Raw genomic sequence first — 18,549 nt, forward strand, 5'->3', positions numbered from 1 at the left:
TGATCGCACTCAGCGGGTCATGGTCCAGTCGACTGTGCCCACTAGGGCAGCGAAGTCTTGGAGGGCTCGGGTGCGGCGGGAGGCGAGCCAGGCGAGGGACACCTTGTTGGGGGCGAGGCTGGTCACTGGTACGGCGCTGACGTCGGAGCGCGCGTAGTAGGCGGCGACCGAGAGGGGGAGGATCGAGATACCTCGGCCGCTGGCGACGTGTTCGAGTTTCTCCTCGACACTGTTGAAGTCGGGGACCGGGCGGCGCCCGCCGGAGCGCAGTTCGAGGGCGAGATCGCGCCACTCGGGGACCTGGTCGGGGTGCTGGAGGAGGTGTTCGCCGGCCAGGTCGGTGATGTCGATCGAGGCCTTGCCGGCCAGGCGGTGGTCGGCGGGGAGCATGGCCAGGCGAGGTTCCTCGAACAGGGGGCGGATGCTCAGCCCACGCTGGTCGATCGGGAGGCGGACCACGCTCACGTCGGCGCGGCCGTCGTACAGGACCTGGACCTGATCGAAGCTCGTGGTTCGGACCATCTCGACGGTGAGGTCGGGGCGGAGTGCTTCGAAGGCGCGCACGGCCGGGGTGAGGGTGATGCCGGGCATGAAGCCGATGGTGAAGATCTTCGGGCCGCGGGCGGTCTGGGCGACGCGGCGGCGGAGCGCCTCGGCCGAACTGAGGAGCGGACGGGCGTCGTCGAGGAGCTGGCGACCGGCCGCGGTCAGCTCGGTCGAGCGTTTGGTGCGGGCGAACAGTTGCGCGCCCAGCTCGTGCTCGAGCGCGCGGATCTGCCGGGACAGCACCGGCTGCGCGATGTGCAGGCACTCGGCCGCGCGGCCGAAATGCAGCTCCTCGGCGACCGCGACGAAGTACCGCAGCTTCCGCAGATCGACGTCGCTCATACCCTCAGGGTATGACAGACGCCCGAACAGGTCTTGGACCGCGACCACCCCGCGGGCGCATCGTGGCAGGGAACCCCCACCACGAAAGGCACCTCATCATGACCCTGCAAGACCAGCGCGTCGTCCTCCTCGGCGGTACGTCGGGCATCGGGCTGGCCACCGCCCGCCTGGCCGCCGAGCACGGCGCCACCGTGATCGTTGCCTCCAGCAACCCTTCCTCGGTCGAGCGAGCGCTGAAGGAGCTGCCGCCGACCGCCTCCGGTACGGCGGTTGACCTGACCAACCCCGAAGCCGTCGAAGCGTTCTTCGGCGGACTCGACCCCTTCGATCACCTCGTCTACACCGCCGGTGAAGCCCTTAGCCTGCTCGAGGTCCGGTCGATGGATCTCGCCCGCGCCAAACAGGCCTTCGAACTCCGCTACTTCGGAGCCCTGCAAGCCGTGCACGCAGCTGTCGGCAAGATCCGCCCCGGCGGCTCCATCGTCCTGACCAGCGGTACGGCGGCCGAACGCCCCGGACCGGGTTGGTCCATCGCGGCCAGCATCTGCGGCGCCGCCGACTCTCTGGCCCGCGCGCTCGCCGTCGAGCTCGCGCCGATCCGCGTCAACGCCGTCAAGCCCGGCGTCGTCCGAACCCCCTTGTGGCCCGACGGTTTCGACTACGACGCCGCCGCCGAGTCCCTCCCGGTCGGCCGGATCGGCGAGCCCGAGGACATCGCCGAGGCCTACGTCTTCCTGATGAACCAGCACTACGCCACCGGCTCGATCGTCACCGTCGGCGGCGGCAATGTGCTCGTCTGACGCCAACGTCCGAGAGACACGCGCACCTGGTCGGCGTGTCTTCGGACGTTAGGCATCTTCAGTCCTGACCGACGTACAGGGTGTTCCCGTCGGGGTCCTGGAAGGTGAACATCGGCGGGACGCCCGGCCAGGCCAGCAGCTCGCTGGTGTTCACCTGCTCGTCGTTGAGGTGCTGATGCGCGGCCGCGGCATCCGGGGTGGCCAGGCGGATTCCGGTGTCCACCGGGCCAGCGCCGGGAGTCAGAGCGAGGCTGGCGCCGCCGTTGGGCGCGGCGACGACGATCCAGCGGCCGCCGAGCTGCGGTAGGGGTGCGTCCGAGACCAGCGTGAAGCCGAGGGTCTCGGTGTAGAACTCCAGCGCGCGGTCCTGGTCGGTCACGGGGATACCGACGGTGCGGACGCTCGTGAAGTGGTTCATGGTTTCTCCTCTGTCGGAAGGTGCTTTCACCCAGAGGTAGAGACCGCGCCGGAGATTTCGACATCGGCCGGCAAAGGATTTTCGAGCCCGTACAGCACGAGGTACTGATCAGGCGCGTCGAGTACGGCGAGGACCTCGTGCCGGACGGTCAGTTCGCCGAGCACCGGGTGATTGAGACGCCGCTCCCCCGATACGTGCCGTTTGACGTCGCGCCGCGGCCACCGCTCGGCGAACTCCGGAATCGCGAGCAGTTCCTCGACCAGTACGCCGTACTCCGGATCATCAACGAGGTGCCCGGCCGCCGCGCGGAGGTGGGCGACGACGTCATCCGCCACCTCGTCCCAGCCCAGGTAGAGCTCGCGAGCCGCCGGGCTGAAGGCGTAGCGCGCGTTGTGCAGTTGCCGCTCCACCTGCTCCCCCGGCTTCGGGAAGCGGCCGGGAAAGAGGAAGTCGGCCGCATCGTTCCAGGCCAGCACCTCACCGATCCGCCCGAGCACGACAGCTGCCGTGGGCACGACCAGGAAGTTCATCGTGCGAAGCGCTGACTCGGACACTGGCTCCACCACGACCGCCGACGCAGTGCTTGATTCCTTCCCCACCCCACCGCCCCGGTCGTCGGCAGCCAGCGCTCGGAGGTGGGTCGCCTCGTCGTCGGTCAGCCCAAGCGCGCGGATCAGGGCGTCGAGCACGCTGTCCGACGGGTGTGGGGCGCGGCCCTGCTCCAGCCGCGTGTAGTAGCCGACGCTCACCCCGGCCAGGTCGGCAAGCTCGGTCCGCCGCAGTCCCGGCGTACGGCGTGGCTCGTCGGCGACCGGCGGCGTCAGGCGGCCGCGGCGCTCCCGCAGGAACTCGCCCAGCTCCCGCTGCCGTCCCGATCGCACCCTGCCCTCCAACCCCGGGTGTCCCTGTCAGGTCCACCCAGCAACCTTTTGTCCGTCCGTAGCAGGGTCCACGGTAGTAGTTGTGCCCATTCAACGATCCGCTACTACTGCCGCTGCGTTGTCCTTCTTCCTGATCACGCTCAATGCCTCAACGGTCACCACCGCGCTACCGGTCATCGGCCGCGACCTCAACGCGCAGGCCGGTCTGGCCTGGATTCTCACCGGCTACTCGCTGGTCTTCGCGCTCTTCCTGCTTCCGGCCGGAGCGTGGGCCGATCGGATCGGTGCGCGGCGGGCGTTCGTGGCCGGTCTCGCCTTGTTCGCGGCGACCTCCGTGGTCTGCGCGCTCGCCCTGAACCTCACGGTCCTGCTCGCGGCGCGTGCTGTCCAAGGCATCGCCGCCGCGGTCATCCTGCCGTCCGGCCTGTCGATGCTCAATGCGGCGTACCCCGAAGCGCCGGAACGTGCTCGCGCCGTCGGCCGCTGGAGTGCAGCCGGCGCGATCGCGCTCGTCATCGGCTCGCCGCTCGGTGGCGCGATCACGTCGGCGATCGGTTGGCAGGGCACGTTCTGGCTCACTGTTCCGCCGACCGCGCTGGCGCTCGTGGTGGCACTGCGGGTCCCCGCCGCACCTCGGCAGTCCCCGGTACGGCGGACGTCGTCGTACCGGGGGCTGGTCACCAAACCGGCGGTCGTGCTCAGCTCGGTGACCGGGTTCGCGCTGAACTTCGCGACGTACGGCATGATCTTCGTGGTGACGCTGTACCTGCAGCAGAGCCGCGGCCAGTCCGCGTGGGTGAGCGGGCTGGTGTTCATCCCGATGACCCTGCTCATCGTTCCGGCGAACCTGCTGACCGGCCGGCTGACTGCCCGCATCGGTGTCCGCCGGACGTTGCTGCTCGGTCAGTTCCTGATGGTGACCGGCTTCGCCGGCCTGGTCTTCGCCGACCGCGTGGCGCCCGTGTGGCAGCTCGCGCTCTGGCTGCTCCCGGCCGGTGTCGGCGGTGGGCTGATCGCTCCGACCACCACGACGCTGATGCTGAACGGCCTGCCGCCCACGCACAGCGGGTTCGGCGCCGGCCTGCTCAACGCGATCCGGCAACTCGGCAGCGCGGCGGCTCCCGCCGTACTGGCTCCCCTCGGGTTCCGGGTCAGCATGACGGTGGCAGCCGTCATCATCGTCCTGCCTGCAATCCTCGGAAGGAAGCAATGCCTACCGTCGACCTCCCCCACGGCCGATTCCACTACGAGGACGCCGGCGGCCGCGGGCTCCCAGTCCTAGCCCTCCACGGCACCTTCGGCCGCGGCCGGACCTTCGCCGCGCTCGCGGAGCGGCTGCTGCCGGACTACCGGATGATCGCGCCCGACCTCCGCGGCCACGGCCTCACCACAGCCGGTGGCGACTTCAACCGGGAGGCGTTCGTGGCGGACGCGGCCCAGTTCGTCGAGACGCTCGGCCTCGCACCCGTGCTGCTGTACGGGCATTCACTCGGCGGAGTCACGGCGTACCAGCTCGCTGCCCGGCGGCCTGAGCTGGTGCAGGCCGTGGTCGTCGAGGACGTGGGCGCCGTCACCGACGAGACCGCGGTGCCGGAGCCGGTGCTCGATGTGACGGGCTGGCCGCGCCGCTTCGCGACTCCGGCGGAGGCTGCCGAGTTCTTCGCCACCACTCCGGCGCAGGAGTACTTCCTCGAAAGTGTCGTCGACGGCGAGCTGCTCTTCGACCTGGACACGATGATGCAGGTCCAGGACGGCTGCCGCGGAGTGTGGTGGACCGACTGGGAGGCGGTTGGCTGCCCGTTGTTGTTGCTACGGGCAAGCAACAGCTTCCTGCTCGGGCCGGAGCTCGCCACCGAGATGGTACGGCGTCTGCGCGGTGCCGAGCTGGTGGTGCTGGACGACACCGGGCACTGGATGCATCGAAAAGACCCGGACGGTTGTGGTGCTGCCGTCCGGGCCTTCTTCGGGCGAACTACTTCGCGACGACCCGGAGGGTGAACTCACCCTCGAAGTTGCCGGTGTTGCGGGCGACCAGGCCGGCCGAGCGGATGGCCTTGACGTCGGCGCTGGTCTTCTCGCCGATCGCTTCGAGGACACCGTTCGCGTTGTCGAAGTCGACGTAGACGATGCCCGTCGCACCCTTCACGTCCGGGAGAGCCACCTTGAAGTTCTCCGAGTCACCGAGGTCGCCGTTCTCGAGCACCTTGGCGGCGTAGTCCTTGTCCGTCGAGACGACCAGGGTGTCACCGTCCTTGGCGGTCTCGATCGGGACCTGGACCGGCGACTGCTGCTGCAGCAGCGTGGTCAACTTCTGGACCACCGGCTCGGCCTTCGCCGGGTCGGTCTCGAACCGGGCGGCGATCTTCGGACCCGCCGAGGCGTCCTTGTCGACGACGACCGACAGGTTCTTGCCGAGCAGGCTCTTGAGATCGTCCGGCAGCTTCAGGCCGGTCTGCTCCGAGAAGCCCTGCACGAGATCGCCGATCTCGCCCTTCTCGAGGTTCTTCCAGAGCGCGTCGATCGACGAGTCGACCCCCGAGACGCTGACCGCGGCCGCCGTCGTACCGGGCAGCTTGGTGACCAGCTCGCTGGCGTCGGACGCCTTCGCCACGAGCTCCTGGTCGGACCGCGCGATGCCCTTCAACTCGACGTACTGCGCGTCGAACCGCAGCGCCGCGGCGACGCTCCCGTTACCGACCGGGTTCGCCTTGACCGGGGCCTTGTCGCCGACCAGCTTGGCCACGCCCGCGAAATCCGCCCACAGGGTTGCGAAGCCGGGCTCGCCGAGCTTGGCCAGGTCGGCCTTGTACTTCTCGTTGTCCGCCAGTACGCCGTTCTTCGCGGCCGCGACGGCGGAGTCGACCTCGGCCTGGGTCTCGCCGACCAGCAGGTAGCCGTCGCTGAACGCGCGGCCGGCCTTCTCGTCCGGCTTGCTGCCCTTGTCGAGCGCCTTGGCGGCAGCCTCGTCGTCCTTCGACTCGATGGCGAAGACGACGCCAGGCTCCTTCTTGCCCTCCGGGGCCGGCAGGACGGCGAGGCCGATCCGGTCACCCATCCAGGGCTTGACGTCCTTGGCGTAGTCGACGTCCTTGAGGTCGCCGGAGTCGTCGTTCGACTTGATCGCCTCGAAGATCTTCTGGCGCAGGTCGTCCTTGTCGCCGGTCAGCTTCAGCTTGTCCTTGGCGGACGGGAACTTCATCAGGAACCGCAGCGCGGCCAGCTTCTGGCCGGCCGACGGGTTCAGATCCACGCGCAGGTAGCCGATCGCCGTACCGGGCAGGACTGCGTCCGGCTGCTTGCCGCCGTTGAGCTTGCCGTAGGCAAAGATTCCGCCGCCGGCGACGACGATCACCATGGCCAGGGCCGCGATGATCGGAATCAGCTTGCCACGCTGCTTCTTCGGCGGCTCCTGCTGCCACCCGCCACCAACCTGCACCTGCTCATAGGGAGCGTTCGGCTGCTGGTACGGCGCCTGCTGCTGCGGCGGATACGGCTGCTGCTGCGGCTGGAACTGCGGCGGCTGCTGCGGCCCCCCGGCACCTGGGTACTGCGGACCACCCTGACCCGGGAACTGCGGGCCGGGCGGAGTGTTCTGGTCAGACATCAACTTCCCCCTCGTACGGACCGATGGCCTCACCCACCGGACCAGGACACCCTAGTGCACCGGGGGCATGCCCTCTGACGCAACAGGTTTCGAACCGGTTGCAACCGGTTCGGCCCGCCAGGTGACGGCCGCGATCACCGCAGCGGCCAGCGCGGCACCCACCAGCCACGCCACCGCCGGCGTCCACGTATGCAGCTCCAGAGGGGCCGCCACCAGGTCACCCGGCTTCGCGGCCTGCAACCGCGGGGTCAGCGGATCATGCCCGAGCAGCATCCCGACACCCCAGGAAATCCCAGACCCCAGGCAGGCGCCCAGCCCCACGATCGCCACCGACCACGGGCCGTAGTTCCGCAGCCACCAGAACAGCGCACCACCCAGCAGAAAAGCAGCCACGAACCCGATCGCCGTGAACGTGCCGTCCGGCCCGAACACCCGGGTCATCTGCTCCTCCCCCAGCGCCCCACCTTGCTCGTCCACCGTGTACTGCGCCAGCGGCGAGAACTGCTGCCAAGCCCAGCCCCCGACGACACCAGCCACCAGGAACACCACCACAGTCACCAGAATCGCCTTGGCCCACGGCATCTCCGGCTCAGGCTCCGGCGGCGTCCCGAACGGATTCGTCGTCGGCGGCGCCAGATACTGCATCGGCTGTCCGTAAACCGGCCTCGGGGGCAACGAGTCACTCACCTCGTCAGTGTGCCGCATAGGTGGTTGAAGCAATTCACCACCCATCGGCGAGCCGCAGACGCAAGTCAGCTTGGCGATCCGCAGGGGCGTTCTAGGAGCACAGCAGGAACTCGGCTGACCGCCTCGATACGCTCGCTCAGCCGCGGTGAGATACGGCCGGCGACATCGCGTACGCGGTCATGTTCCGCGGCCAGATCCCAGCTGTGGATCGGCTCATGGTGCGCGATCCGGTTCCGCAGGCGTCGCAGCTCGTTCAGCTCGGAGTGCATCCGGGTCCGGCGTACCGGACCGTCGAACGCGTACTGCAAGCAGGGCTGCCACAGCCGCCGGTTGTACTCGTCGGCCAGGAGCGACCACCAGAATCCGAGCATCAATTCAGCAATCACCTTGCCGTGAAGCTCCGGCCGGCCGCCGCGGGTCGCGTTATTCCGCGCCACTTCGACTTTGCGGCGGGTCGGCGGGGTCAGAGGTACTCGCAGGTCGCGGTACCACGGGCGCTCTGCACCCAACTCCGTCGCCCAGGTGGCGAGCTGACCATCCATCGCATTGCGGAGCCCGACCTCGACATAGTGCAAGACCTCCTGGAATGCCGAGCTGATCCGCGCGTTCCATTGGTACAGCCGGTGAGCGGCGGCGAGGCTACCCTCCGACGCGTGCAGATAAGGCCCCAAACGGGCCTCCGAGAGGAGATTTTCCAAGGTCCAGGGCGTCCTGCGTGGAGCCTGAGTCTGCGACTGGTGATCGCTGTTCATCACATGTGTGTCTTTTCTAGCGTCCGTCGGCACTGATATGCTGGTCGAGCACGAGAGCCCCGGGATTCATGGTGTACCGGCTTAGGCCAGGGAAACCCCCCGGGGCCTTTGCATGTCCGGCCCCGGGCGCACATCCCTCCGTCACCCCTGTCAGCCCGCCAGGCAGGAGGGGCCTAGGAGGGCTTTCAGGTCGGCCATGAGGGAGGAGGTGGGGGTGACGCGGAAGCGGTCGCCGATGCGCATGACGGTGGTTTTCTGGCGTGCTTCGAGGCGGAGCTGGACCTCGGTCATGCCAGGGTGGGACTGGAGGACGTCACGGAGCTGGTCGACGACCGGCTTGGTGCAGCGGGTGACGGGCATGGTGATGACGACGGGGCCGCTGGGGCCTTCGGTGAGGTCGGGGACGACGACCTCGTCGCCGCTCAGCTCGACGCGGTCCTCGCGGCGGCGGATGCGGCCCTTCATCAAGATGATGGCGTCGTTGCTGAGCAGGTGCGCGTGCAGCTGGTACGCCGAGGAGAACATCATCACCTCGATCGAACCTTCGAGGTCCTCGATGGTGACGATGGCGTAGATGTCGCCGCGCTTGTTCACCTTGCGCTGGACAGCGGTGACCAGGCCGCCGATCGTGACGCGGGTGCCGTCGGGACGGTCCTCGTCGGACAAAAGCTGCCCGATCGTGCAGTCAGTGCCGTTGGTGAGCACGTGCTCGACGCCGAACAGCGGGTGGTCCGAGACGTAGAGACCGAGCATGTCGCGCTCGTGCGCGAGCTTGGTCGCCTTGTCCCACTCCTCGATCTCGGGGACGCGCACCGACAGCCGGCTGTTCAGCTCGCCGTCGTCGCCGGCCGGGTCGTCGTCACCCATCGAGAACAGGTCGAACTGGCCGTGTGCCTCGTTGCGCTTGAGGTCGATCGCCTCGTCGACGGCCTGCTCGTGGACCGCGACCACCGCGCGCCGGGCGTGGTTCATCGAGTCGAACGAACCGGCCTTGGCCAGCGACTCGATGACGCGCTTGTTGCAGACCGGCAGCGAGACCTTGTCGATGAAGTCGACGAAGTCGGTGAACCGGCCCTTCTCCTCGCGGGCCGCGACGATCTCGGCCACCACGTTGACGCCGACGTTGCGGATCCCGGACAGGCCGAAGCGGACGTCGGTACCGACCGGGGTGAAGTTCGAGTCGGACTCGTTCACATCCGGCGGCAGCACCTTGATGCCCATCCGGCGGCACTCGTTCAGGTAGATGGCCATCTTGTCCTTGTCGTCCTTCACGGACGTCAGCACGGCAGCCATGTACTCGGCGGGGTAGTTCGCCTTCAGGTAGGCGGTCCAGTACGAGACCAGCCCGTACGCCGCGGAGTGCGCCTTGTTGAAGGCGTAGTCGGAGAACGGGAGCAGGATGTCCCACAGCGCCTTGATCGACTCCGCGGAGTACCCGTTCGCCTTCATGCCCTCGGCGAAGCCGACGTACTCGGCGTCCAGCACCTCGCGCTTCTTCTTACCCATCGCCCGGCGGAGCAGGTCCGCCTTGCCCAGCGAGTAGCCGGCCAGGCGCTGGGCGATCTCCATCACCTGCTCCTGATAGACGATCAGGCCGTAGGTGACACCGAGGACCGGCTCGAGCGCTTCCTCGAGCGAGTCATGCGGATAACTGATCTCCTGCTGCTTGTTCTTGCGCAGGGCGTAGTTGGTGTGGCTGTTCGCACCCATCGGGCCCGGCCGGTAGAGCGCCGTACTCGCGGAGATGTCCTCGAAGTTGTCGGGCTTCATCAGCCGCAGCAGCGCCCGCATCGGGCCACCGTCGAACTGGAAGACGCCGAGCGTGTCACCGCGGGCCAGCAGGTCGTACGTCGCCTGGTCGTCGAGCGACTTGCTCAGCGCGTCGAGGTCGATCGTGATGCCGTGCGCGGCCTGGATGTTCTTGACCGCGTCGTCCATGATCGTCAGGTTGCGCAGACCCAGGAAGTCCATCTTGACCAGGCCGAGCGTCTCGCAGCTCGGGTAGTCGAACTGGGTGATGATCTGGCCGTCCTGGTCGCGGCGCATGATCGGGATCAGCTCGATCAGCGGCTCGCTGGACATGATCACGCCGGCCGCGTGCACACCCCACTGGCGCTTCAGGTTCTCCAGGCCGCGAGCGGTGTCGACGATCTTGCGGACGTCCTGGTCGGACTCGTAGAGACCGCGGAACTCGCCGGCCTCGGAGTACCGCTTGTGCGCGGGGTCGAAGATGCCGGACAGCGGCACGTCCTTGCCCATCACCGCGGGCGGCATCGCCTTGGTGATCCGGTCGCCCATCGCGAACGGGTAGTCGAGCACCCGGCCGGCGTCCTTGATCGCCTGCTTGGCCTTGATCGTTCCGTAGGTGACGATCATCGCGACCCGGTCGTCGCCGTACTTCTCGGTGACGTAGCGGATCACCTCGGGGCGGCGGCGGTCGTCGAAGTCGATGTCGAAGTCGGGCATCGACATGCGTTCCGGGTTCAGGAAGCGCTCGAAGAACAGACCGTGCAGCAGCGGGTCGAGGTCGGTGATCTTCATCGCGTACGCGCACATCGACCCGGCACCGGAACCACGGCCCGGACCGACCCGGATGCCGTTGGCCTTGGCCCAGTTGATGAAGTCGGCGACGACCAGGAAGTAGCCGGCGTACCCCTTGGAGGTGATGACCTCGATCTCGTAGTCGGTCCGCTTGCGGACCGGGTCCGGGACGCCCTCGGGGTAGCGGTAGTGCAGCCCGGTCTCGACCTCGGCGATGAACCAGGACTCCTCGTTGTGCCCCTCCGGGCAGGGGAAGCGCGGCATGAACCGGCCCTCCCCCTCGGTGAAGCTGACGTCGCACTGCTCGGCGATCAGCAGCGTGTTGTCACACGCCTCCGGGAAGTCCTTCCAGACCTCGCGCATCTCGGCCGCGGTCTTCACGTAGAACTCGTTGGCGTCGAACTTGAACCGGTTCGGGTCCGACAGCGTCGAGCCGGACTGCACACACAGCAGCGCCGCGTGCGAGGTCGCGTCCTCGGCCTTGGTGTAGTGCAGGTCATTGGTGGCCACCAGCGGCAGCCCGAGCTCCTTGGCCAGCCGCAGCAGGTCGCCCTGGATGTTCCGCTCGATGCCGAGACCGTGGTCCATCAGCTCGCAGTAGAAGTTCTCCTTGCCGAAGATGTCGCGGAACTCCGACGCGGCCTTGATGGCCTCGTCGTACTGCCCGAGCCGCAGCCGCGTCTGCACCTCGCCCGACGGGCAGCCGGTGGTCGCGATCAGGCCCTGGCCATAGGTCTGCAGCAGCTCGCGGTCCATCCGGGGCTTGAAGTAATAGCCCTCGAGGCTGGCCAGCGAGCTCATCTTGAACAGGTTGTGCATACCCGAGGTGTTCTTCGCGAGCAGCGTCATGTGGGTGTAGGCACCCGAGCCGGAGACGTCGTCACGGCCGGAGTTCGCGTCGCCCCACTTGACCCGCTTGCGCTCGGTCCGGTGCGTGTGCGGCGTCAGGTAGGCCTCGACGCCGATGATCGGCTTGACGTCGTACTTCTTCGCGGTCTTCCAGAACTCGTAGGCCCCGAAGACGAAGCCGTGGTCGGTGGTCGCGATCGCCGGCTGGCCCATCTCCTGGGCCGTTTTGAACAACTCGTCGATCCTTGCCGCGCCATCCAGCATCGAGTACTCGGTGTGCACGTGGAGATGCACAAAACTGTCGCTGGACCCCATATCGGCGCGGACCTCCCAGGGCGTGAATGAGCGGGACCGGTACAGAGTATGCGGGCCCACGGACAGTTCTGAATCGGCTCACCGGCGACGCCCGCAACGCCCGCTATCCGGGCGCATCTCGATCGGGGCGGTGGGGTGGGGAAGGAATTGAGGATTGACAGCATGTTGTCAATAACGACATCATGCTGTCATGACCGAGAACAGCGCGATCCCCGTCCATGTCGCCGTCTACGACACCTACGCCGACTGGGAGGCCGGCTTCGCCACCGCGCACATCAACCGGCCCGACTGGCAGCGCGAACCCGGCCGGTACGTCGTCCGCACCGTCGCCGCGACCGCGGACCCGATCCGGACCAGCGGCGGGATGCGGGTGCTCCCGGATCTGACCCTCGACGAACTGTCACCAGCTGAGAGCGCGATGCTGATCCTGCCGGGGAACGACCTCTTCCCGACTCCGGCGTACCAGCCGTTCGTCGCGAAGGCGCGCGAGTTCCTGGAGGCCGACGTACCGGTGGCTGCGATCTGTGGCGCGACCGGCGGGCTGGCGCTGGCCGGACTGCTGGACAACCGGCCGCACACCAGCAACGCGCTCGAGTTCCTGCAGAGCCTCGGGTACGGCGGCTCCGCGTTCTACCGCGATGAGCTGGCCGTGACGGATGGGGCGCTGATCACCGGGAAGGCGCAGGCACCGGTCGAGTTCGCCAGAGAGATCCTGGCGAAGCTCGAGGTGTACGAACCCGCGGTCCTCGACTCCTGGTACAAGCTCTATGGAGCCAAGGATCCGGCTGGCTTCTTTGAATTGAACACAGTGACGAACTGATGTCAGTCTGAGTCGGCGAGCTTGTCGAGGGCCTGGTCCAGGTCCTCGGGGTACTGCGAGGTGAACTCGACGTACTGACCGCTGCCCGGGTGGTCGAAGCCGAGCCGCATGGCGTGCAGCCACTGACGCTTCAACTCGAGCCGCTCGGCGAGCACGGGGTCCGCGCCGTACGTGAGGTCGCCGCAGCACGGGTGACCGATCGCGGACATGTGGACGCGGATCTGGTGCGTGCGGCCGGTCTCGAGGGTGATCTCGAGCAAGGTCGCGTAGCGGAAGGCCTCGAGCGTCTCGTAGTGCGTGACGCTGGGCTTGCCGCCGGCGATGACCCCGAACTTGTAGTCGTGGTTCGGGTGCCGGTCGATCGGAGCGTCCACGGTGCCTGTGAACGGGTCGGGGTGACCCTGCACCAGCGCGTGGTAGATCTTCTTGACCGTCCGCTCCTTGAAGGCGCGCTTGAGGACGGTGTAGGAGTACTCCGTCTTGGCGACGACCATCAGGCCGGACGTGCCGACGTCGAGGCGGTGCACGATGCCCTTGCGCTCGGCCGCGCCGCTGGTGGAGATGTTGAAGCCGGCTCCGGCGAGGTGACCGATCACGGTCGGGCCGGTCCAGCCCGGTGACGGGTGGGCGGCGACGCCGACCGGCTTGTCGACCACGACGATCTCGTCGTCGTCGTGCACGATCCGCAGGTTGTCGACGGTCTGCGGTACGACGGTCACCTCGGAAGGCGGTGCGGGAAGCTCGACATCGAGCATCACACCGGCCGCGACACGGGCAGACTTGAGTGCCGCGACGCCGTCGACCTGAACCAGGCCGGACTCGATCATCTCGGCGGCCTTGGTGCGGGAGACGCCGAAGAGGCGGGACAGGGCCGCGTCGAGCCGCTCACCGGCCAGCCCGTCCGGGACCATGACGGTGCGGGCGCTCACTTGCGCTGCTCCGTTGTCCCGTCGAGGCGGATCCCCCGCAAGGTCTGGATGACCAGCAGGATGGCGGCCGAGGTGACGGCCATGTCCGCGACGTTGAAGATCGCCCAGTGCGGCGTCTGCAGGAAGTCGACGACATGCCCGTGGAACGGCGAGGGCTCACGGAAGATCCGGTCGGTGATATTGCCGACCGCGCCGCCGAACAGCAGCCCGAACGCGATCGCCCAGCCGGTCGATCCGAGCCGGCGCGACAGGTAGATGACCCCGACCGCGACCGCGATCTGGATCACGCTGATCACCGGCGTGTACCCGGCGCCGAGGCTGAACGCGGCACCCGAGTTCCGGATCAGGGTGAACTTCAGCAGGCTGCCGATCACGTTCACCGGCTCCCCCGGCGTCAGATGCGCCAGCGCGAGAGCCTTGGTCAGCTGATCGAGACCCAGCACCACGATCCCGGCCACCGCGAACAACCCGATCCACTTCCAGGACCGGGCCGGAGGCTCGGAAGACGACGGAGAACCGGCCGACTCGAGGTCGGCCGGTTCTGAAGCCGGTACGTCGTCCCCGGGCCGGCGGGGCGAGGGGGCGTCGTCGTTCAGCGACGTTCTTCGCGTTCTTTGCATGAGACGCACAGTGTCGCACGCGGGAAAGCCTGGAGCCGACCCTTGCCGATGGCCTTGCCGCAGGACTCGCAGACGCCGTACGTGCCGTCCTCGATCCGGGACAGGGCGCGCTCGTCCTGGTCCAGCATGTCGCGGGCATTGTTGGCCAGCGACATCTCGTGGTCGCGCTCCAGCGTCGTGGAGCCCACGTCGGCCTGGTCGTTACCGGCGCCGTCCCCGCCGTCGCGCAGCAGCCCGACGATCTCCTTCTCGGCGACCTTGATCTCGTCGCGGAGGTGGACCACATCGGCCTCGAGCTCGGCACGCAACTCGGCCAGCTCGGCCGCCGTCCACGGCGCCTCGCCGTCCTTGACTGCCAGGGTCTCGGCCTTGTGCACCGGGGACTTCGCCGGCGCCGTCGCCGGTGTCCTGTTCTCGTTCGTCTTCATGGCCACCCTCTTCTTCGCCGGTGCCTTACGGGTTGTCGTGCTGGACTCACTCGATCCCGAGGCGCTCTTCTTGGCCGCGGTGGAACGTTGGGGGGCGGACTTCCTGGGAGCCGTAGCCATGGCAGCTACCCCCTCGTCGTCGGAGACTGAAGCAGACTGGTCGCCAGACAGTAGGCCAGCTTCCAGAGCCTGGCCAGTCCGACGCGCAGACCGTGGACATACGGTAGTCGCTTCTTCAAGTTCACTCGATGTTCCGCGCGTCACAGCCGCGTCTCACCCGCTACCGACAGTGACAATTACGTGAACATCACGCAGCATTCTCACGGATCCGCCCCCGATCGGCGAGTCATTAACGATTCGTAGTTGCCCGGTACGACGCCGTACACTGACAACCGCGACCTGCAAGGCAGTGATGGGGCCATCACCCCGGAGCCGCCGGAAGAACAGTCCGTGGCGACCTATTAGAACCGGCAGCGGCGCGCGAAGGAAGTGGGTAACTCCCCGGGTTTCACCCTGAGAGTCGCCAAGGAGGGTGGTACCGCGCGGTGCCCGGCCGATCCGGCCACGGCATTCCGTCCCTCGTCGGGCAGGCAACGGCGACGAAGGACTTCAGAAATGGCGACCCCGAACACTCCCTGGCGGCAAGTGCCCGCCCAGGTCGACTTCCCCGCGCTGGAGCGCGAGGTGCTCACCCACTGGGACGAGCACGACACCTTCGCGCGGAGCCTCGAGCAGTCCGCCGGCGGCACGCCGTGGACCTTCTTCGAGGGTCCCCCGACCGCGAACGGGATGCCCGGCACGCACCACATCGAGGCGCGCGTCTTCAAGGACGTCTTCCCGCGCTACCGGACCATGAAGGGCTTCTCGGTCGAGCGCAAGGCCGGCTGGGACTGCCACGGCCTGCCGGTCGAGGTCGCGGTGGAGAAGGAGCTCGGCTTCAACGGCAAGAACGACATCGAGGCCTACGGCATCGCCGAGTTCAACGCCAAGTGCCGCGAGTCCGTGCTGCGGCACGTCGACGCCTTCGCCGAGCTGACCACCCGGATGGGCTACTGGGTCGACATGGAGCACCCGTACCGGACGATGGACCCGGAGTACGTCCAGTCCGTCTGGTGGTCGCTCAAGCAGATCCACGACAAGGGCCTCCTGGTCGAGGACTACCGGATCACGCCGTACTGCCCGCGCTGTGGCACCGGTCTGTCCGACCACGAGCTGGCCCAGGGCTACGAGACGGTCGTCGACCCCTCCGTCTACGTCCGCTTCCCGCTCACCTCCGGCCCCCTGGCCGGCAAAGCGTCGCTGCTGGTCTGGACGACCACCCCTTGGACGCTCGTCTCCAACACGGCCGTCGCCGTGCACCCCGACGTCCAGTACGTCGTCGCTACCGACGGCACCGAGTCCCTCGTTGTGGCCGAGCCGCTGCTGGACCGCCTCGGCGAGGGCTGGACGGTGACCGGCCAGTACGTCGGCCGTGACATGGAGCGCTGGAACTACCAGCGCCCGTTCGAGCTGGTGGAATTCCCCGAGCCGGCGCATTACGTCGTACTGGCTGAGTATGTGACCACTGAGGACGGCACCGGTCTGGTGCACCAGTCCCCCGCGTTCGGTGCGGACGACCTCATCGTCTGCCGTGCGTACGGTCTGCCGGTTGTGAAGCCGGTCGAGGCCGACGGGACGTTCTCCGCGGACATCCCGCTGGTGGGCGGTCAGTTCTTCAAGAAGGCCGACGCGGACCTGGTCAAGGACCTCGACGCGCGCGGTGTGCTCTTCAAGCACGTGCCCTACGAGCACCCGTACCCACACTGCTGGCGCTGCCACACGCCGGTCATGTACTACGCCCTCCCGTCCTGGTACATCCGCACCACGCAGGTGAAGGACGCACTGCTCCGGGAGAACGAGAAGACCAACTGGTACCCGGAGTCGGTCCAGTGGGGCCGGTACGGCGACTGGCTGCGGAACAACATCGACTGGGCGGTCTCCCGCTCCCGCTACTGGGGTACGCCGCTGCCGATCTGGCGCTGCGAGGAGGACCACCAGGTGTGCGTCGGCTCGCTGGCCGAGCTCGGCGAGCTCGCCGGGCAGGATCTGAGCGCGACCGACCCGCACCGGCCGTACGTCGACGACATCACCTTCGCCTGCCCGACCTGCGGCGGTGAGTCGCACCGGGTCGCCGAGGTGATCGACGCCTGGTACGACTCGGGTGCGATGCCGTTCGCGCAGTGGGGCTACCCGTGGGCCGAGGGGTCGCAGGAGAAGTTCCAGAAGGCCTACCCGGCCGACTTCATCTCCGAGGCGATCGACCAGACCCGTGGCTGGTTCTACACGCTGATGGCGATCGGCACGCTGGTGTTCGACGAGTCGTCGTACCGCAACGTCGTCTGCCTCGGCCACATCATGGCCGAGGACGGCCGGAAGATGTCCAAGCACCTGGGCAACATCCTCGAGCCGATCCCGCTGATGGACGACCACAGCGCGGACGCGGTGCGCTGGTTCATGGCCGCCTCCGGGTCGCCGTGGAAGGCGCGCGGCATCGGGCCGAACGTGCTGAACGAGATCGTCCGGAAGGTGCTGCTCACCTACTGGAACACGGCCGCGTTCCACTCCCTGTACGCGCGGCTGGCCAACTGGTCGCCGTCCGACGTGCCGCCGGTCGCGGAGCGCTCAGTGCTGGACCGCTGGCTGGTCAGCGAGACGCACCGGCTGGTGCGCGACACGGACGAGGCCTATGCGGCGTACGACACTCAGAAGCTCGGTCTGCTGGTCAGCCAGTTCGTCGACACGCTCTCGAACTGGTACGTCCGGCGGTCGCGGCGGCGGTTCTGGGCCGGTGACGCCGGTGCGCTGGCGACGCTGCACGAGACGCTCGACGTGCTCACCCGGGTGATGGCGCCGCTGACGCCGTTCGTCACCGAGCGGGTCTGGCAGGACGTGTTCCGCCCGGTCACGCCGTCGCTGCCGGAATCCGTGCACCTGGCGAGCTTCCCGACGTACGACGCTGGGCTGATCGACGACGTACTGGCGCAGCACGTGTCGATGGCCAAGCGCGTCGTCGAGCTCGGCCGCTCGGCGCGGGCCGATGCCAAGGTCCGGACGCGGCAGCCGTTGTGCCGGGCACTGGTCGGGTCGGCTGCGATCGCCGACCTGTCCGCCGAGCTGCGGCAGGAGATCGCGGACGAGCTGAACGTCGGTTCGGTCGAGCCGCTGTCGTCGGCGGGTGCGGACCTGGTCGAGTTCTCCGCGAAGGGCAACTTCCGCGAGCTCGGCAAGCGGTTCGCCAAGCAGACCCCGGTCGTCGCCGCCGCGATCGCCGCCGCGGATGCCGCCGTACTGGCCGCATCCCTGAAGGCCTCCGGTACGGCGACAGTCGTGGTCGACGGCGCTGACGTCGAGGTGACCGAGGCCGACGTACTGCTGTCCGAGCGGCCCAAGGAAGGCTGGTCGGTGGTGAACGAGCAGGGCGAGACCGTTGCCCTCGACCTCGAGATCACCCCCGAGCTCAAGCAGGCCGGCCTCGCCCGCGAGGTGGTCCGGACGTTGCAGGAGGCCCGCAAGTCGGCCGGCCTCGAGGTCTCCGACCGCATCAAGGTCTGGCTCACCACCACCGACACCGAACTGGCCGATGCCCTCGGCAAGCACGGCGAAGACCTCGCGCGCGAGGTCCTGGCCGTAGAGCTCACCCTCTCGACCCCGGCCGACTCGGCAACCCTCGTCACCGGCAGCGAGCCCGACCTCAACCTCACCTACTGGCTCACCAAAGCCTGACCCGCCTCCCCTCCCGCCATTTGATGGGTCCGCCCATCAAATGGTGCGAGGACCCATCGCATGCGGCTGGCCCACCCCCAACGGCGTGGGCCAGCCCACCAAATGGGGGCGACCCAGTCCCGGGTCCGGGCCGAAAGCACTCGCGCGCCGCGTCGTACCGGCTCACGCGTGGGAGGCCGACCATCTCGTGGGTTCACCCATGAGGTTGTGGGTTCCTTACCCGCCCATGCGAGTCCAGAACCCACAAGCGGATGG

15 protein-coding genes are annotated in these 18,549 nt (G+C 67.9%); 5 read left to right on the plus strand and 10 right to left on the minus strand.

From position 1 onward, the window contains the following. Nucleotides 1–9 precede the first annotated feature (9 nt). Nucleotides 10–888, minus strand: a complete 879-nt coding sequence (locus ACFVWG_RS06055; protein WP_391542034.1) for a LysR family transcriptional regulator — start codon at nt 886–888, stop codon at nt 10–12. Between the two features lie 98 nt (nt 889–986). Between ACFVWG_RS06055 and ACFVWG_RS06060 the strand changes: the two genes are divergently transcribed. Continuing rightward, nucleotides 987–1,688 (plus strand): SDR family oxidoreductase, encoded by a 702-nt coding sequence (locus ACFVWG_RS06060; protein WP_391542035.1) that lies wholly within the window; start codon nt 987–989, stop codon nt 1,686–1,688. 58 nt (nt 1,689–1,746) lie between these two features. Here ACFVWG_RS06060 and ACFVWG_RS06065 read toward each other — a convergent pair whose 3' ends face one another. Both ACFVWG_RS06065 and ACFVWG_RS06070 read right to left on the minus strand, forming a co-directional pair. Next, nucleotides 1,747–2,106 carry a VOC family protein gene (locus tag ACFVWG_RS06065; RefSeq protein WP_391542036.1) on the minus strand — a complete coding sequence of 120 codons (360 nt, stop codon included), beginning with the start codon at nt 2,104–2,106 and terminating at the stop codon, nt 1,747–1,749. 26 nt (nt 2,107–2,132) lie between these two features. Then, on the minus strand, nt 2,133–2,987 hold the full coding sequence (locus ACFVWG_RS06070) for a helix-turn-helix transcriptional regulator (RefSeq protein WP_391542037.1): 855 nt from the start codon (nt 2,985–2,987) through the stop codon (nt 2,133–2,135). An 82-nt stretch (nt 2,988–3,069) separates the two neighbouring features. On the opposite strand from ACFVWG_RS06070, the gene ACFVWG_RS06075 reads away from it, so the two are divergent. Together ACFVWG_RS06075 and ACFVWG_RS06080 are read left to right on the plus strand one after the other, a co-directional pair. After that, nucleotides 3,070–4,269, plus strand: a complete 1,200-nt coding sequence (locus ACFVWG_RS06075; RefSeq protein ID WP_391542038.1) for an MFS transporter — start codon at nt 3,070–3,072, stop codon at nt 4,267–4,269. After that, the gene (locus tag ACFVWG_RS06080; protein WP_391542039.1) at nt 4,197–4,985 is read left to right on the plus strand and encodes an alpha/beta fold hydrolase; all 789 of its coding nucleotides are present in this window, start codon (nt 4,197–4,199) and stop codon (nt 4,983–4,985) included. The genes ACFVWG_RS06075 and ACFVWG_RS06080 overlap by 73 nt, the downstream gene beginning before the upstream one ends. Here the strand turns inward: ACFVWG_RS06080 and ACFVWG_RS06085 are convergent. The 4 genes from ACFVWG_RS06085 to dnaE form a co-directional block, all read right to left on the minus strand. Continuing rightward, nucleotides 4,960–6,591 carry a DUF3352 domain-containing protein gene (locus ACFVWG_RS06085; protein WP_391542040.1) on the minus strand — a complete coding sequence of 544 codons (1,632 nt, stop codon included), beginning with the start codon at nt 6,589–6,591 and terminating at the stop codon, nt 4,960–4,962. The two genes, ACFVWG_RS06080 and ACFVWG_RS06085, sit on opposite strands and share 26 nt — an antisense overlap. A gap of 51 nt (nt 6,592–6,642) precedes the next feature. Beyond that, nucleotides 6,643–7,236, minus strand: a complete 594-nt coding sequence (locus ACFVWG_RS06090) for a hypothetical protein (RefSeq protein WP_391542041.1) — start codon at nt 7,234–7,236, stop codon at nt 6,643–6,645. 107 nt (nt 7,237–7,343) lie between these two features. After that, nucleotides 7,344–8,030, minus strand: coding sequence for a hypothetical protein (locus tag ACFVWG_RS06095; protein WP_391542042.1), 687 nt, complete (start codon nt 8,028–8,030; stop codon nt 7,344–7,346). Nucleotides 8,031–8,180: 150 nt separating this feature from the next. Continuing rightward, nucleotides 8,181–11,735, minus strand: a complete 3,555-nt coding sequence (gene dnaE, locus ACFVWG_RS06100; protein ID WP_391542043.1) for a DNA polymerase III subunit alpha — start codon at nt 11,733–11,735, stop codon at nt 8,181–8,183. Nucleotides 11,736–11,925: 190 nt separating this feature from the next. Here dnaE and ACFVWG_RS06105 point away from each other — a divergent pair, with 190 nt between their 5' ends. Beyond that, nucleotides 11,926–12,555: a DJ-1/PfpI family protein gene (locus tag ACFVWG_RS06105; protein WP_391542044.1), complete on the plus strand. Its 630-nt coding sequence runs from the start codon at nt 11,926–11,928 to the stop codon at nt 12,553–12,555. 2 nt (nt 12,556–12,557) lie between these two features. On the opposite strand, the gene ACFVWG_RS06110 is transcribed toward ACFVWG_RS06105, so the two are convergent. Genes ACFVWG_RS06110 through ACFVWG_RS06120 form a run of 3 tightly spaced genes read right to left on the minus strand, consistent with a single transcriptional unit; the run spans nt 12,558 to nt 14,532 of the window. Further along, complete coding sequence (locus ACFVWG_RS06110; RefSeq protein WP_391542146.1) at nt 12,558–13,466, minus strand: RluA family pseudouridine synthase; 909 nt, start codon at nt 13,464–13,466, stop codon at nt 12,558–12,560. A 14-nt stretch (nt 13,467–13,480) separates the two neighbouring features. Further along, nucleotides 13,481–14,104, minus strand: a complete 624-nt coding sequence (gene lspA, locus ACFVWG_RS06115) for a signal peptidase II (protein ID WP_391542045.1) — start codon at nt 14,102–14,104, stop codon at nt 13,481–13,483. Next, the gene (locus ACFVWG_RS06120) at nt 14,077–14,532 is read right to left on the minus strand and encodes a TraR/DksA family transcriptional regulator (RefSeq protein ID WP_391542046.1); all 456 of its coding nucleotides are present in this window, start codon (nt 14,530–14,532) and stop codon (nt 14,077–14,079) included. Before ACFVWG_RS06120 ends, lspA begins: the two co-directional genes overlap by 28 nt. A 615-nt stretch (nt 14,533–15,147) precedes the next feature. Here ACFVWG_RS06120 and ileS point away from each other — a divergent pair. After that, entirely contained in the window at nt 15,148–18,294 is a 3,147-nt protein-coding gene (gene ileS / locus ACFVWG_RS06125) for an isoleucine--tRNA ligase (protein WP_391542047.1), read from the plus strand. Nucleotides 18,295–18,549: the final 255 nt, after the last annotated feature.

The organism is Kribbella sp. NPDC058245 (assembly GCF_042882005.1).
GTDB lineage: Bacteria > Actinomycetota > Actinomycetes > Propionibacteriales > Kribbellaceae > Kribbella.